The 15646-nt window shown below is 73.2% G+C and carries 14 protein-coding genes; 8 read left to right on the top strand and 6 right to left on the bottom strand.

Annotated elements, in window-relative coordinates; translation table 11 throughout:
* Positions 1–129 precede the first annotated feature (129 nt).
* Genes V1634_RS34625 through typA form a run of 3 tightly spaced genes read right to left on the bottom strand, consistent with a single transcriptional unit; the run spans position 130 to position 3999 of the window.
* Positions 130–1224 carry a mandelate racemase/muconate lactonizing enzyme family protein gene (locus V1634_RS34625; protein WP_331211839.1) on the bottom strand — a complete coding sequence of 365 codons (1095 nt, stop codon included), beginning with the start codon at positions 1222–1224 and terminating at the stop codon, positions 130–132.
* A 24-nt stretch (positions 1225–1248) separates the two neighbouring features.
* Positions 1249–2109: a serine hydrolase gene (locus V1634_RS34620; RefSeq protein ID WP_331211838.1), complete on the bottom strand. Its 861-nt coding sequence runs from the start codon at positions 2107–2109 to the stop codon at positions 1249–1251.
* A 21-nt stretch (positions 2110–2130) separates the two neighbouring features.
* A complete protein-coding gene (gene typA, locus V1634_RS34615) occupies positions 2131–3999 on the bottom strand; it encodes a translational GTPase TypA (RefSeq protein ID WP_331211837.1) in 1869 nt (622 codons plus the stop codon).
* Positions 4000–4133: 134 nt separating this feature from the next.
* On the opposite strand from typA, the gene V1634_RS34610 reads away from it, so the two are divergent.
* The 3 genes from V1634_RS34610 to V1634_RS34600 all read left to right on the top strand — a co-directional run bounded on the left by V1634_RS34610 (position 4134) and on the right by V1634_RS34600 (position 7586).
* Positions 4134–5654 carry a DedA family protein gene (locus tag V1634_RS34610; protein ID WP_407951909.1) on the top strand — a complete coding sequence of 507 codons (1521 nt, stop codon included), beginning with the start codon at positions 4134–4136 and terminating at the stop codon, positions 5652–5654.
* Positions 5655–5702: 48 nt separating this feature from the next.
* The gene (locus tag V1634_RS34605; RefSeq protein WP_331211836.1) at positions 5703–6563 is read left to right on the top strand and encodes a transglycosylase SLT domain-containing protein; all 861 of its coding nucleotides are present in this window, start codon (positions 5703–5705) and stop codon (positions 6561–6563) included.
* 150 nt (positions 6564–6713) lie between these two features.
* The gene (locus tag V1634_RS34600; RefSeq protein WP_331211835.1) at positions 6714–7586 is read left to right on the top strand and encodes a peptidoglycan recognition protein family protein; all 873 of its coding nucleotides are present in this window, start codon (positions 6714–6716) and stop codon (positions 7584–7586) included.
* A 36-nt stretch (positions 7587–7622) separates the two neighbouring features.
* Here the strand turns inward: V1634_RS34600 and V1634_RS34595 are convergent, their stop codons facing one another.
* Both V1634_RS34595 and V1634_RS34590 read right to left on the bottom strand, forming a co-directional pair.
* Positions 7623–8678, bottom strand: a complete 1056-nt coding sequence (locus V1634_RS34595; protein ID WP_331211834.1) for an NAD-dependent epimerase/dehydratase family protein — start codon at positions 8676–8678, stop codon at positions 7623–7625.
* A 91-nt stretch (positions 8679–8769) separates the two neighbouring features.
* A complete protein-coding gene (locus V1634_RS34590; RefSeq protein WP_331211833.1) occupies positions 8770–9546 on the bottom strand; it encodes a GntR family transcriptional regulator in 777 nt (258 codons plus the stop codon).
* A 74-nt stretch (positions 9547–9620) separates the two neighbouring features.
* Here V1634_RS34590 and V1634_RS34585 point away from each other — a divergent pair, with 74 nt between their 5' ends.
* The 5 genes from V1634_RS34585 to V1634_RS34565 are packed head-to-tail and all read left to right on the top strand — an operon-like array spanning position 9621 to position 15341.
* Positions 9621–10505 (top strand): Cgl0159 family (beta/alpha)8-fold protein, encoded by an 885-nt coding sequence (locus V1634_RS34585; protein WP_331211832.1) that lies wholly within the window; start codon positions 9621–9623, stop codon positions 10503–10505.
* Positions 10505–11434 carry a 5-deoxy-glucuronate isomerase gene (gene iolB / locus V1634_RS34580; RefSeq protein ID WP_331211831.1) on the top strand — a complete coding sequence of 310 codons (930 nt, stop codon included), beginning with the start codon at positions 10505–10507 and terminating at the stop codon, positions 11432–11434. The genes V1634_RS34585 and iolB overlap by 1 nt, the downstream gene beginning before the upstream one ends.
* A gap of 34 nt (positions 11435–11468) precedes the next feature.
* Positions 11469–13352, top strand: coding sequence for a 3D-(3,5/4)-trihydroxycyclohexane-1,2-dione acylhydrolase (decyclizing) (gene iolD, locus V1634_RS34575; protein WP_331211830.1), 1884 nt, complete (start codon positions 11469–11471; stop codon positions 13350–13352).
* Between the two features lie 50 nt (positions 13353–13402).
* A complete protein-coding gene (locus tag V1634_RS34570) occupies positions 13403–13975 on the top strand; it encodes an ArsR/SmtB family transcription factor (RefSeq protein ID WP_331211829.1) in 573 nt (190 codons plus the stop codon).
* A gap of 34 nt (positions 13976–14009) precedes the next feature.
* Positions 14010–15341: an MFS transporter gene (locus V1634_RS34565; RefSeq protein ID WP_331211828.1), complete on the top strand. Its 1332-nt coding sequence runs from the start codon at positions 14010–14012 to the stop codon at positions 15339–15341.
* Here V1634_RS34565 and V1634_RS34560 read toward each other — a convergent pair.
* On the bottom strand, positions 15322–15525 hold the full coding sequence (locus V1634_RS34560) for a cold-shock protein (RefSeq protein WP_101367032.1): 204 nt from the start codon (positions 15523–15525) through the stop codon (positions 15322–15324). The genes V1634_RS34565 and V1634_RS34560 overlap by 20 nt on opposite strands.
* Between the last annotated feature and the right edge of the window lie 121 nt (positions 15526–15646).

Here is a 15646-nt window from a genome sequence, read left to right as displayed (position 1 = left end):
CCCTCCGCCCGAACCTTATGAAAATTAGCGCCGTACTGCAACAAGCGACTGAATGTTGCCTTCAAGGCTTGCGGGTGGCGGGTGGTGGGTGGTGGGTGGTGGGTGGTGGGTGGCGGACGATCTTCCCGGTCAGGGCGTCGGGGGCGGCGTCCGGTGCAGGCCGGCGATGCCGAGGCCGGGAGCGTCGGGCAACAGCACGGCGGCATTCTCGTACCGGATGCCGCCCTGCACCGGCGACCAGGCCAGCCACCAGGCGGCGTCCAGGTCGGAGACGGCGCTGGTGCCGTACGCGCCCACCAGGCTGGCGGCCGCGCCGATCCCGATCTGACTCTCCATCATCGAGCCGACCAGCGTGCCGAGGCCGTGCTCGGCGGCCAGCTCCAGCAGCGCCCGGGCCGGACCCAGCCCGCCGCACTTGGCCAGCTTCACGTTCACCATGTCGGCGGCCCTCCGCTGGATCACCTCGACCAGGTCCCGCAGACCGTAGACCGACTCGTCGGCCAGGATCGGCACGTCCACCCGCTCGGCCACCCAGGCCAGCCCGGCGATGTCCCGGGCGTGCACCGGCTGCTCCACCAGCTCCACGTCGAGGCCGGCGTCCTCGACACTGCGGATCACCCGGACCGCCTCCCGGGGCGTCCAGCCCTGGTTGGCATCGAGCCGGATCCGGGTCTGCGGCCCGGCGGCGGCGCGTACCGCCCGGACCCGGGCCAGGTCACCCGAGGCGTCGGTGCCGACCTTCACCTTGAGTACGTCGAAACCGTCGGCGACCCGCTGCTTCGCCGCCCCGGCCAACTCGACCGCGTCCCCGGCCGACAGGGTGACGTCGGTGGCGACCCGCCGGGACGTACCGCCGAGCAGCCGCACCAGCGGTACCCCGAGCCGCCGGGCCGCCAGGTCGTGCAGCGCGACGTCCACCGCCGCCTTCGCCGCCTCGTTGCCGACCACCGCCCGGCGCACCTCCGCGCAGAGCGCCACCAGGTCGTCCGGGTTCCGTCGGGTGAGCAGCGGGGCGAGCACCTCCTCGACACACGCCCGCGCACCGCCGATCGACGCCCCGGTCACCCGCCACACCTGGGGTGCCTCGCCGAACCCGGACCGCCCGTCGGCGTCGACCACCTCCACCACCAGGGTCTCTACTGTGGAGGTGCGACGCAGTGCGGTCACGAACGGCGTGTGCAGCGGAGCGGAGAGCCGGTGGGTGCGTACCGAGACGATCGACATGCAGGCACCATATCGACCGTCGGGTCAGCCGACGGTCCCCAGACGGTGCCGGGCGGCCCAGACCAGGGCGGAGACCCGGGCGACGAGACGGCGGGCCCGGGCGTCCCGGTCCTCGCCGGGCGGCCCGCCGGCACCCTCCGGCGGCGCGCTGGTGCAGACCACCACGGCGTACGGGGGCGCGTCGTCCGGGAAGACCACGCCGGCACCGTGCCGGACGCCGCGTACCCAGCCGTTCTTGTGTGCGATCCGGGTGCCCGGCGGCAGCCCGGCGGCCAGATCCTCCCCGCGCTCCTGGGCGAGCAGTACGTCCAGCATCGCGGCGCAGGCGCCGGGGGAGGCGAGCCGGGACCGGGCGATTCCGCCGAGCAACCGGGCCAGGTCGGCGGCGGTGACCTCGTTGTCGAGCCCGGCGTCCCGGGCGGCGAAGTCCTCGATGCCCCGTCGGGTGTGGCTGTGCCGGGCGCCGCTGTCGGCCCAGACCTGGGCGACGGCGGGGAGCCCGACGTGCCCGATCACCAGGTTGGTGGCGAGGTTGCTGGACCGGACGATCATCCGTTCGGCGAGCCAGCGCAGCGGGGCGGTGCCGCCGAGCCGGGCCCAGACCGCCTCGTCGTTGTCGTAGTCCGCCGCGCAGCGGAACCGGCCCGCGCCCGGCCGGGCCGAGTCGAACTCGTTGACCACCGGCACCGGCGCGTCCAGCTCCACCTCGCCGGCCTCGGCTGCCCGGTGCAGGGCGGCCAGCACCGCCACCTTCATGGTGCTGGCCGCGTAGTGCGGGGTGTCCGGCAGCCGGGTGTACGCGGGCCGGCGGCCGAGCCGACCCGCGTAGACCGAGACGGTGCCGGGCACCGCCGCCAGCTCGCTGTCGAGTGCGTCCCAGGGCATCTGTGTGCGGTGCGGCCGGACTCAGTTGGCGTGCTTGCGCCGGGCGGCGGCCCGGGCCCGGGACGGCGCGTCCAGCACCACCTTGCGGAGCCGGATCGCCACCGGGGTCACCTCGACGCACTCGTCCTCGCGGCAGAACTCCAGGGCCTGCTCCAGGGAGAGCTTGCGCGGCGGGATCAGCTTCTCGGTCTCCTCACTGGTCGAGGAGCGCATGTTGGTGAGCTTCTTCTCCTTGGTGATGTTGACGTCCATGTCGTCGGAGCGGGAGTTCTCGCCGACCAGCATTCCCTCGTAGACCTCGGTGGACGGCTCGACGAAGAGGGTGCCGCGCTCCTGGAGGTTGAGCATCGCGAACGCGGTCGCCACCCCGGAGCGGTCGGCGACCAGCGATCCGGTGTTCCGGGTACGCAGCTCGCCGAACCACGGCTCGTACGACTCGAAGACGTGGTGCAGGATGCCGGTGCCCCGGGTGTCGGTGAGGAACTCGGTGCGGAAGCCGATCAGCCCCCGGGCCGGGACCAGCCACTCCATCCGGATCCAGCCGGTGCCGTGGTTGACGAGCTGCTCCATCCGGCCCTTGCGGGTGGCCAGCAGCTGGGTGATGGCGCCGAGGTATTCCTCCGGGGCGTCGATGGTGAGCCGCTCGACCGGTTCGCAGGTCTTGCCGTCGATCTCCCGGGTCACCACCTGCGGCTTGCCGACGGTCAGCTCGTACGACTCGCGGCGCATCTGCTCGACCAGGATGGCCAGCGCCAGCTCGCCGCGGCCCTGCACCTCCCAGGCGTCCGGCCGGTCGGTGGGGAGCACCCGGAGCGAGACGTTGCCGATCAGCTCCCGGTCCAGCCGGTCCTTGACCATCCGGGCGGTGACCTTGGCGCCCTTGACCCGGCCGACCAGCGGCGAGGTGTTGGTGCCGATGGTCATCGAGATGGCCGGCTCGTCGACGGTGATCAGCGGCAGCGGCCGGGGGTCCTCCAGGTCGGCCAGGGTCTCGCCGATCATGATCTCCGGGATGCCGGCGACCGCGATGATGTCGCCCGGCCCGGCCGAGGTGGCCGACTTGCGCTCCAGCCCCTCGGTGATCAGCAGTTCGGAGACCCGGACCCGCTCGACGGTGCCGTTGGTGCGGCACCAGGCCACCGTCTCGCCTTTGGTGATGGTGCCCTGGCGGACCCGGCACAGCGCCAGCCGGCCGAGGAACGGCGAGGCGTCCAGGTTGGTGACGTGCGCCTGCAACGGGGCGCTCTCGTCGTAGGCGGGCGGCGGGATGGTTTCCAGCAGGCTGCGGAAGAGCGGCTCCAGCGAGCTGCTGTCGGTCGGCACGGTGCCGTCGGCGGGCTGGGTCAGCGAGGCGATGCCGTCCCGGGCGCAGGCGTAGATGATCGGGAAGTCGATCTGCTCGGCGTCCGCGTCCAGGTCCAGGAAGAGTTCGTACGTGTCGTCGACCACCTCCTTGATCCGGGCGTCCGGCCGGTCCACCTTGTTGATCACAAGGATGATCGGCATCCGGGCCTGGAGCGCCTTGCGGAGCACGAACCGGGTCTGCGGCAGCGGACCCTCGCTGGCGTCCACCAGCAGCAGCACCCCGTCGACCATGGTCAGCCCGCGTTCCACCTCGCCGCCGAAGTCGGCGTGCCCGGGGGTGTCGATGATGTTGATGGTGACCGGGTCCGAACCGTCCGCCGGCAGGTAGCGCACGGCGGTGTTCTTGGCCAGGATGGTGATGCCCTTCTCCCGCTCCAGGTCCATGGAGTCCATCACCCGGTCGGCCGGCTCGGCCCGGGCGGAGAACGCGCCGGACTGCCGCAGCATGGCGTCGACCAGGGTGGTCTTGCCGTGGTCGACGTGGGCGATGATTGCGACGTTACGAAGGTCCCCGCGGGTCTGCATGCTCTCCATCCTCCCGCCTGCGCGATCGGGGCCGGCGTCCGGGTTCCCCCTGAGGTAACCCCGCTCTCGGCGGGAATCGCTGTGCCATCCCACCACGCGGCTGGCATGCTGGCCGGGGTGTTCGGGGGGTCGCCGTGCAGGATGTGTTGACGGTGGTACGGGAGTTGCCGCCGGTGCTTGTCTATCTGGCCGCCGCGCTGCTGGTGACCGCCGAGACGGCGGTGATCGTCGGCCTGGTGATGCCGGCCGAGGCGACCCTGCTGCTGGTCGGCTTCCTCGCGTACACCGGGATGCTGCGGCTCGGGCCCGCGCTGGTGGTGATGATTGTCGCAGCGGTGCTCGGCGACGCGCTGGCGTTCCGCAGCGGCCGGCGGCACGGACCCCGGTTGCGGGCCGGCCGGTGGGGGAGCCGGGTCGGCCGGCGGCGCTGGGCGAAGGCCGACGCGATGCTGGTCCGGCTGGGCGGGCGCGGGGTGTTCGCGGCCCGCTGGGTGGCGTTCGCCCGGACCCTGGTGCCCCGGCTGGCCGGCAGCGCCGGGATGCCGTACCGGCGGTTCGCGCCGTGGAACCTCGCCGGGGTGGTGAGCTGGGTCGGCGGCTCGGTGCTGGCCGGCTATCTGGCCGGCGAGTCCTACGAGACCGTCTCCCACTATCTCGGCAAGGCGACCGGCGCCGTACTGCTGCTGATCGTCTTCATCGTGGCGATCGTGCTGGTCGGCCGTTGGCTCGGCCGGAATCCCGATCCGGTGCGGTCGCTGATGTCCCGGGCCGTCGCCCGGCCGCCGCTGCGCTGGCTCGCCCGGCGGTACGGGGTGCTCTTCTTCCTGCTGTCGATGCACATCGGGCCGGCCTGGACGCTGCTGGCGAACCTGGTCGCCGGGCTGGCGCTGCTCTTCGTCTCCGGGCTCGCCCTGGCCTGGCTGCTCGACCTGGTGATCACCCAGAGCGGGCTGTCGGTGGTCGACAGCGCGATAGCGGAGTGGTTCGCGTCCCGGCGTACCGACGGGGTGGCCGAGCTGGCGCACGCGGCGATCGGTGCGCTGCAAGGGCGGGTGCTGATCCTGGTGGTGGCGCTGGTCGCCGCGGTGGTCGGCTGGCGTACCCGGCCGTGGCGGGTCGACCTGCTCAGCGTGCTCGGTACGGTCGGCGCCTTCGTACCGCTGCTGGTGCTGGTCCTGGTGACCGACGTCACCGGGCCGACCAGCGGGGCGCCGGTCCGGCTGCTGCCGGCCCAGAACGCGGTGGTGGCGGCCAGCCTCTGCACGCTGGCCTGGCTGCTGGCCCGGCAGAGCCGCTGGCCGATGGCGGTGGCGGCCTGGACGGTGGCGGCGGTCGGGGTGGTGACGGTCGGCGCCGCCCGGCTCTACGTCGGCTGGAGTTCGGCGAGCGAGACAGTCACCTCGATGCTGCTCGGGGTGCTCTGGACGGCGGTCTTCATGGTCGCCTGGGCGACCCGGGACCGCGCGGTACGCGCCGGCCGCACCTCGGCCGAACCGTCGGCCGCGAACCGGCCCCACCCGCAGGCGGGCGAGCCCCGATCGTCGGCGGGCGAGGCCCTGCCGTCCGGGGGTGCGGCCCGGCCGCCGACGACGGAACGGGGCGGTACGCCGGCCGGCGGGACCGCCCAGCCCAGCCGGGCGGTCGAGGCCCCCTGAGCCGCTGGTGTGCCTGTTATGGTGCGCCGGGAGATTCGGGGGACTCGCATGACGCAGTGGCTACGCAGGACCGGCTTGGTGTCGGCGGCGCTGGTCCTGGCGCTGGGCACGGTGGTCGCCTGTGCCAACGGTGGACAGGGCGGCGACGGCACGACCACGGTCGCGGCGCAGGCCGACCCGACCGCCGTCGCGGAGCCGAGCGCGGCCGGCGAGCCGACGACCGACCCGGAGCCGCCGGCCGTGGTCGGGCTCGGCGCCCGGCCGACCCCGTCGGCGACCCCGCGCCGCACCCCCAGCAAGAAGCCGGGGCCGCGCAAGGTCCCGAAGCCGCCGACCGAGACGAAGCTGCCCCCGCCGCCGCCGAAGCCGGAGACCGGCTGCACCAAGCCGCGCTACGAGGGCACCCAGGCCAGCCGGACCCAGGTCAAGCAGGCGCTGACCGAGGCGGCCGGCCGGACGTACTGGCCGAACTCGGCGCCCGGCATCCGGGTGCCGGTCGACCTGGTCAAGGCGACCGCCTGGCAGGAGAGCGGCTGGCAGTCGAACATCATCGCCTGTGACGGCGGGGTGGGTTTGATGCAGGTCATGCCGGACACCGCCGCCTTCGTCAACCAGCGCTTCGACCAGTCGTACGACATCGACGCCTACCGGGACAACGCCACGCTCGGGGCGAACTACCTGGCCTGGCTGATCAAGTACATCGGGGACGCCTTCTTCGAGAGCGACTACGGGGTCTCGGCCGCCGACTGCACCACCGCACTCGACTCCTGCCTGCTGAACGCGGTGATCTCGGCGTACAACTTCGGTCCGGGTGCGGTGGTGACCGACGACGGGCTGAAGATCCCCAATCCGCAGTACGTGCGCAACGTCCGAGCGCTGATGACGGAGTGTGAATGCCTGGCCTTCTGAGTTCGGTGGCCGGTTGACCGTCCCCTCCCGACCTTCGAGGGGTTGACCACTGCTTTTGGTCAGATTGGCAGCTTGGACAACTGGACTCTGGTCGATGTCGCGGATACGGTCAGTAGTGAACACCTGCCTCCGAGTCAGGAGGAACGACCGATGCGACTGCTCTGGTTGGCCGACGTGCTCAGGTCCGCCGGTCTCACCGTGCACGAGGTCGGCGGCTGGCGAAGTCGAGGGTCCACGTCCTTCGACCCACACGGGATCATGTGCCACGAGACCCGCGGCTCGCTCCGCTCCACCGACGCTGGTGAGATATACGTTCTGCTCAACGGCTCCGCGACAGCGCCGCCGCCGATCGCCCAGCTCTACCTGTCCCGCACCGGGCACTGGCACGTGATCGCCTCCGGCCGGTGCAACCACGTCCGGGTCGGTTGGGCCGGGCCGTTCAAGGGGGTCGGCAACTCGGGCCTGATCGGCATCGAGGCCCAGCACGCCCTCGGCGAGCCGTGGACCGATCGGCAGTACGAGTCCTATGTGCGGGGCGTCCGGGCGCTGCGCGACCGTACCGGTTGGGGGATCGGCGGCCACAAGGAGCACCAGCCGGCCGGCTACGGGCATCCCAGCGTCAAGACGGATCCGAGCTTCAACATGAACCAGTTCCGGCGCGACGTCGCGGCGGCATCGTCCGGAGGGGAGAACATCATGCCCGCACTGTCCAACCAGGAGCAGGAGCAGCTGCTCAAGTTCGCCAAGGACAACAACTACCTGCTGTGGCACGGCGCACAGAAGCCGGACGGCGGCGGCCGTACCGACATCCGGCAGCACTTCTACAACATCGAGGGGATGCTGACCGAGGTCAAGGCGAACCAGATGACCATGCTCGGCAAGGACTGGGTCAACGAGCAGGAGATCATCGACGGCGTGCTCAGTGGGCTGGGCTCGAAGGACCTCGACGACGCGGCAACCGCGCTGCGCGCGGCGTTCGGCGACCGGATCGGGGAACTGGCCGCCAAACTCACCGCCGGCTGAGCGTCCCGCCCGGCCGGTGGGGCGACCCGACGCCGGTCAGCCGGCCGTGCGGCGGCGCAGCCAGGCGTCCTCGGCGAGGTAGTCGAAGTAGTCGGTCCGGTAGTTCTGCGCGAGGTCGGGGAAGACCGTCCGCCAGTCCCGGCCGTGTGCCGCGTCGACCAGCCACCGCACGGTCGCCGGCAGCGAGTCGAGATAGCTGGTCACCGGCCGGTAGCCGAGCTGGCGTTCCGCCAGGCTCATGTCCAGCACCACCGGGTACGGCGTCGACCACGGTGTCTCGCCGACCGGCGGTGCCGGCGACGGGCCCTCGATCAGCACGTCCTCCGCGCCATGGTCCAGCACCGCGTGCACGGCGGCGCCGATCTCGCGTACGGTCGGCGGCTCCGGGTCACCGGCGTTGAGTACCCGGGCTCCGGGTTCGGCGGCACAGAGCCGGATCAGCTCGGCGAGGTTGGCCGTGGAGACCGGGTGGAAGCGGCACTCCCCGGAGTACGCCAGCACCCGCACCGGCCGGTTGTCCAGGGCGCGCTTGACGAAGTGCCACTCGCGCGGGTGCACGCTGTGCGGCCCGTGGATCGCACCGGCCCGCAGCAGGGTGGTCGGCAGGACCGCTCCGGCGGCGAGCAGTTCGCGCTCCAGGGCAGCCTTGCCGGCCGCATAGGTCTGTGCGCTCGCCGTCGCGTCCGGGTCCAGGGGTGCGACGGTCGGCTGGGTCTCGGCGATCGGCACCGGGAACCGGACCCCTTCGGTGCCGAATCCCCGGCCCGCGTCGTCCAGGTAGACCCCGGCGGTGGAGACGACGACGGCCGAGCCGATCCGGTCGGCGAGCCGGAGCAGTTGGCGGGCGTGCCGGGCGTCGTACGCGACGGTGTCGACCAGTACGTCGCAGCCGTCGCCGACCGCGGCGGCGAGCCCGGCGTCGTCCTCGCGGTCCAGCGGGACCAGTTCGACGTTCCAGTCCGGTGGCCAGGGCGCACCGGCCCGCAGGCCCCGGGCGGCGGCCCGGACGTGCCAACCGTCGGCGACCAGGGCGCGGACGGCGGACCGGCCGACCTGCCCGGTGGCACCGACGACCAGGGCGAGCTTCTCCATACCGTCACGCTAGATCCGCGTCGTCGGGGTTGGCGAGCGCTTCCGCTGTCAGCCGAACCTGCCGCCCGTCGATCTCCACCGTCCGGCCGGGTCAGCGGGTGACCAGGGTCATCTCCACCGAATAACGGGCCGCCAGGTAGGCGTGCGCGCCGTACTCGACGGCGCGGCCGGCGGAGTCGTAGGTGGTGCGCCGGATGGTCAGCACGGTGCTGCCCCGGGAGACGCCGAGGAGCCGGGCCTCGCCGGCCAGCGCGGGCCGGGCCGACACCTGCTGGTTGGCCAGTTGCAGTGTCACGCCCTGGCGGCGGAGCAACTGGTAGAGGCCGTGCTCGCCGAGCCCGGCCCGATCCACGCTGACCAGTGCCGGCGGCAGGTAGTTGCGCATCACCGCGAGCGGTTGGCCGTCGGCCGAGCGGAGCCGTTCCACGGCGATCACCTCGGCGCCCTCGGGCACGTCGAGCGCCGCCGCCTCGTCCGGGCCGGCCGGCACCCGGTCGAGGCTGAGCACCTCGGTCGACGGTCGGCGGCCGGCGCTGGCGAGGTCGTCGAAGAGGCTGGTCAGGGCGAGCGGCCGGCGTACCGGCCGGGCCATCACCACCGTGCCGAGGCCGCGTCGGCGGACCAGCAGCCCCTGCCGGACCAGGGTCTCGATCGCCTTGCGCAGCGTCGGCCGGCTGACCGCGAGCTGGTCGGCGAGTTCGATCTCGTTGTCCAGTCGGCCGCCCGGCGGCAGCGTGCCGGCGGTGATCGCCTGCTCCAGTTGCTGGGCGATCTGGAAATAGAGCGGCATCGGGCTGTCCCGGTCGATGACGACACCGTCCAGGGAGACCTTCGCACCGCGCTCACCGGCGAGGACCACGACCGCCATCGTACGGCATCGTGCTGAGGTGAGGTTGTCACTATGTATTGACAAAGGTCGACTTCGCCGGGGAAGGTGGATAGATGTCCGACCGGTACGACCAACTCCGGGAGGTCCGTGCCCGCCACCCGGAGACGATCCGGGCGGCGGCGGCCCGGCGGCGGCGCCGCCCCCTGCTGGGCGAGACCGGCCGGCTGCTGCTGATCGCCGCCGACCACCCGGCCCGGGGCGTGCTCGGGGTCCGGCAGGCGACCGGGGTGATGGCCGACCGCTACCGGCTGCTCGACCGGCTCTGCACCGCCCTCGGCCGGCCCGGCGTCGACGGTGTGCTCGGCACCCCGGACATCCTGGAGGACCTGCTGCTGCTCGACTGCCTGGACGACAAGGTGGTGGTCGGTTCGATGAACCGGGGCGGGCTGCACGGCGCCGTCTTCGAGGCCGACGACCGGTTCACCGCCTACGACGCGCCGACGATCGCCGAGATGGGTTTCGACGGCGGCAAGATGCTCTGCCGGGTGGACCTGGCCGATCCGGCTACGGCCGGGACGCTCGCGGCCTGCGGCCGGGCGGTGGCGGAGCTGGCCCGCTACCGGCTGATGGCGCTGGTCGAGCCCTTCCTGTCCAGCCGGACGGGTGGGCGGCTGCGCAACGACCTCGACGTCGAGGCGGTCGTCCGGTCGGTGGCGATCGCCTCCGGCCTCGCCCCGACGTCGGCGTACACCTGGCTGAAGCTGCCGGTGGTCACCGGGATGGCCCGGGTGATGACCGCGACGACGTTGCCGACGCTGCTGCTCGGCGGGGATCCGGCCGACGACCCGGCCCGGACCTTCGCGGCCTGGGCCGAGGCGCTGGCCCTGCCCGGCGTACGCGGCCTGGTGGTCGGCCGGAGCCTGCTCTTCCCGCCCGACGACGACGTGGCCGGCGCGGTCGACCGGGCCGCCGCGCTGGTGCACCGGACGGGGTCCTGATGTCCGGTGCCGAGTCACATCGTCGGCACTGGCCGGCCGGGAGCGCCGCCGCCGGCCCGTGGTCGGTCTCGCTGGACCCGGAGCGGGCCGGCTGGGCCTACACCGGGCTGCGGGTGGTCGCGCTGCCGCCCGGCGGGCGGATCGGCTTCGACACCGGGCCGGACGAGGTGATCGTGCTGCCGCTGGCCGGCTCGGCGGTGCTGCGCTGGGCCGACTCGCCTCCCGATCCGGATCGGACGATGGAGTTGGTCGGCCGCCCCGGCGTCTTCGCCGGGACCACCGACTTCGGCTACCTGCCGCCGGGAACCCGGGCCGAGTTGTCCAGCCCCGACGGCGGCCGGTACGCGCTGCCGTCGGCCCGGGCCCGGCGCCGGTTCCCGGCCCGCTACGGACCCGCCGACGGGGTACGGGTCGAACTGCGCGGTGCCGGCGCGTGCAGCCGGCAGGTGAACAACTTCGCCACCCCGGAGACCTTCCGGACCGACCGGTTGATCGCCTGCGAGGTGCTGACCCCGGACGGCAACTGGTCGTCGTACCCGCCGCACAAGCACGACGAGGAGCGGCCCGGGGCCGAGGCGGTGCTGGAGGAGATCTACTACTTCGAGGTCGGCGCCGGTCCGACCGGTACCCCGGGCTACGGCTACCAGCGGGTCTACGGCACCGAGGCGCGGCCGATCGAGGTGCTGGCCGAGGTCCGCTCCGGCGACACGGTGCTGGTCCCGTACGGCTGGCACGGCCCGTCGATCGCCGCACCCGGCCACCCGCTCTACTACCTGAACGCGATGGCCGGGCCGGCCGAGGAACGGGCCTGGTTGATCAGCGACGATCCCGCGCACGCCTGGGTGCGCGCCTCCTGGGCCGGCCAGCCGGTCGACCCGAGGCTCCCGTTCGGCCGCGACCTCCCGCCGTCCCCTGCCGAACTCCGCTGACTGCCGGCGGCGCACCCCCGGACCGGAGGCTCCGATGACGACGACCAGGCTCACTGTCGGGCAGGCGCTGCTGCGGTTCCTCGCCGTCCAGTGGACCGAACGCGACGGCGTACGGCACCGGCTCTTCGCCGGCTGTTTCGGCATCTTCGGGCACGGCAACGTCGCCGGGCTCGGTCAGGCGCTCGCCGAGCACGAGATCGCCGGTGCCCCCGGGCTGCGCTACCTGCCGGCCCGCAACGAGCAGGCGATGGTGCACGCCGCCGTCGGCTACGCCCGGATGCGCAACCGGTTGAGCACCTGGGCCTGCACCAGTTCGATCGGCCCGGGTGCCACCAACATGGTCACCGGGGCGGCGCTGGCCACCGTCAACCGGCTGCCGGTACTGCTGCTGCCCGGCGACGCCTTCGCCACCCGGGTGGCGACGCCGGTACTCCAGGAGCTGGAGGATCCGCGCGCTCCCGACGTCTCGGTCAACGACTGCTTCCGGCCGGTCTCCCGGTTCTTCGACCGGATCCACCGGCCGGAGCAGTTGCCCGGCGCCCTGCTCGGTGCGGTGCGGGTGCTCACCGATCCGGCCGAGACCGGGGCGGTGACCCTGGCGCTGCCGCAGGACGTGCAGGCGGAGGCGTACGACTGGCCGGTCGAGCTCTTCGCCGAGCGGACCTGGCACGTACCCCGGCCGGTGCCGGAGCCGGCGGCGCTGGCCCGGGCGGCGGAGCTGCTCCGCACGGCCCGCCGCCCGCTGCTGGTGGCCGGCGGCGGCGTGATCTACGCCGAGGCGACCGCCGCGCTGCGCGAGTTCGCCGAGGCGACCGGCGTGCCGGTGGCGGTGACCCAGGCCGGCAAGGGTGCGCTGCCGTCCGACCATCCGCTGGCGGTCGGCGCGCTCGGGGCGAGTGGCGCGCACGCCGCCAACGAGTTGGCCGCCGACGCCGACGTGGTGCTCGGGGTCGGCACCCGGTACACCGACTTCACCACCGCCTCCCGGACGCTCTTCGCCGATCCGGGGGTGCGGTTCGTCAACCTGAACGTGGCCGCCTTCGACGCGGCGAAGCTCTCGGCGGTGCCGGTGCAGGCCGACGCCCGGGCCGGGCTGGTCGCGCTGACCGGGGCGCTGCACGGCTGGTCCGCGCCGGCCGGGCACCGGCGGCGGGCCGAGCGGCTCGCCGCCGGCTGGGCGGCGACGGTGCGGGCGACGTACGCGCGCCGGCACCGGCCGCTGCCGGCCCAGACCGAGGTGCTGGGGGTACTCGACGAGGTGGTCGGCCCCCGGGACGTGCTGGTCTGCGCGGCCGGCTCGCTTCCCGGGGAGCTGCACCGGCTCTGGCGGGTACGCGACCCGCTCGGCTACCACGTGGAGTACGGCTACTCCTGCATGGGCTACGAGATCGCCGGTGGCCTCGGGGTGAAGCTGGCCGCACCGGACCGGGAGGTCTTCGTGCTGGTGGGGGACGGCTCCTACCTGATGATGGCCCAGGAGCTGGTGACCGCGGTGGCCGAGGGGATCAAGCTGGTGGTGGTACTGGTGCAGAACCACGGGTACGCCTCGATCGGCGCGCTCTCGGAGTCGGTCGGCGGGCAGCGGTTCGGCACCGCCCACCGCTACCGCGACCCGGAGACGGGGCGGCTGGCCGGGCCGGTGCTGCCGGTGGATCTGGCCGCGAACGCGGCGAGCCTGGGTGCCGAGGTCTTCCGGGCGGGGGATGTCGACGGGTTGCGGGTGGCGCTGGGCAGGGCGCGGGAGTCCCGGCGTACCACGGTGGTGCATGTCGAGACCGATCCGCTGGCGCCCGGGCCGGCCGGCGGGGCCTGGTGGGACGTGCCGGTGGCCGAGGTGTCGGCGTTGGGGAGCGCGGTCGCGGCCCGGGCGGCGTACGAGCGGGGGAAGGGCGCCCAGCGCAACTATCTGCAACCGTAGTTGTGCAATAGCTCTTGCGCAACTGCTCTTGTCTGTGTCAGTGTGACGGCATGAACAGAGAGGTCCGCCAGGTCACCGACTCCCGGGTACTGGCCGCGATGTCCCACCCGCTCCGCCGCCGCCTGATGGACGTGCTCAAGGTCTACGGCCCGGCCACCGTCAGCGCGCTGGCCGAACGCACCGGGCAGGCGGTGGCGAACGTCAGCCACCACCTGAAGGTGCTCGCTGCCGCCGACCTGGTCGAGGAGGCCCCCGAACTGGCCCGCGACCGCCGGGAGCGGTGGTGGCGGCTGGTCTCGGCCGGGCTGCGCTGGTCCAGCGCCGACTTCGCCGACGACCCGTCCCGGGAGGCGGTGCAGCAGGCCGCCGTCTCGCTCAACCTCGACCGCCAGGTCGGGCTGGTCCGGGACTGGCACGCCGCCGCTCCCGACCAGCGGGCCGCCTGGGGCGAGGCGCCCTTCTCCACCGACCGGTGGCTGCGGTTCACCCCGGCCGAACTGGCCGAGTTCGAGGCCGAACTGCTCGCCCTGCTCGCCCGGTGGGGCGACCGCGAGCTGCCCGACGACGGGCAGACCCGCGAGCCGGTCTTCTTCTTCGCCCACGGCATCCCGGCCCAGCCCTGAACCGGCCGGCGGACGAGCGAGACGAGGAGAAGAGATGAGCCTGCTCCGGCAACGGGATTTCCGGCTGCTCTGGATCGGCCAGGCCGGCAGCACCTTCGGCGCCAGCGTCACCAGCGTGGCGCTGCCCCTGGTCGCGGTCGCCACCCTCGACGCCAGCACCTTCCAGGTGGCGCTGCTGACCGCCGCCGCGTGGCTGCCCTGGCTGCTGGTCGGGCTGCCGGCCGGCGCCCTGGTGGACCGGCTGCGCTGCCGGCCGGTGATGGTGACCTGCGACCTGGTCGCCGCGCTGCTCTTCGCCAGCGTGCCGGTCGCCGGCTGGCTGGGTGCACTCACCATCGGGCACCTGCTGGCCGTCGCGCTGGCCGGCGGCACGGTGAGCGTCTTCTTCAAGACCGCGTACCAGGTATACCTGCCCACCCTGCTCGACCGGGCCGACCTGGCCGAGGGGAACGCGAAGCTCCAGGGGACCGAGGCGGTCGCCCAGGTGGCCGGTCCGGGCGCCGCCGGCCTGCTGGCCAACCTGGTCGGCGCGGCCACCGCGCTGCTGGCGGACGTGCTCGGCTTCCTCGGCTCGGCCGCCTGCCTGCTGTCGATCCGGAGCAGGGAGCCACGCCGGGCCGCCGAGCCGGCGGCGGGTCTCGGCCGGCAGATCGCCGAGGGGGTACGCTTCACCGCCCGCGACCCCTACCTGCGGGTACTCACCGTCTGGGGTGGGGTCAGCAACCTCGGCCTGATCGGCTACCAGGCGCTCCTGGTCGTCTTCCTGGTCCGTGAGGTCGGGCTCGGCCCGGGTACCGTCGGCGGCCTGGTCGCCGTGATGAGCCTCGGCGGAGTCATCGGCGCCGCGATCGCCACCACGCTGTCCCGGCGGCTCGGCAGTGCCCGCGCGCTGCTGCTCTGCGCCCTCGGCGCCGAACCGTTCGGGCTGCTGATCCCGATGACCGCACCCGGTGCCCGGCTCGCCCTGCCAGTGGTCGCCGGAATGGTGATCGGCGCCGGAGTGGTCGCCGGCAACGTGATCAAGGCCGGCTTCCGCCAGGCGTACGTGCCACACCGGCTGCTCGGCCGGGTCAGCGTGACCATGCAGGTGGTCAACCTCGGCACCATCCCACTCGGTGCCGTGCTCGGCGGCGTGCTCGGTACGGCGCTCGGGCTCCGCCCCGCGATGTGGGTGATCACCGCCGGACTGGCGCTGAGCGGGCTGATCCTGCTGGCCGGCCCGCTGCGCAAACGCCGCGACCTGCCCGAGCCGGAGCCGGACGCGGACCTGCCGGAGCACCCCGCGCAACCGCCGGAGCCCGACGAGGAGCCGCCCGCGCCGGCCCGGTCAGCGCGTCGCGAGCTGCTCAGCGCGGCTGAACGTTAGCCGCCTGCGGGCCCTTGTCGCCCTGGGTGACGTCGAACTCGACCTTCTGCCCCTCGTTGAGCTCGCGGTAGCCGGACGTCGCGATCGCGGAGTAGTGGACGAAGACGTCCGGCCCCCCGCCGTCCTGCTCGATGAAGCCGAAGCCCTTTTCCGAGTTGAACCACTTGACGGTTCCGCTTGCCATGGGTGTCTCCTTAGCGGCGCGCCCGGTGCGTGGCGTGCCCTGTACGCCACCGACAGTAGCGTCCCGGGCTCGCCGGTGCGGGCGGAAGTCGGGAGTCGTACAAACCTCGGCCTACGCCGGA

The organism is Plantactinospora veratri, assembly GCF_036421995.1.
GTDB classification, from domain to species: domain Bacteria; phylum Actinomycetota; class Actinomycetes; order Mycobacteriales; family Micromonosporaceae; genus Plantactinospora; species Plantactinospora veratri.
This window is presented reverse-complemented; position numbering and strand designations above follow the sequence as displayed.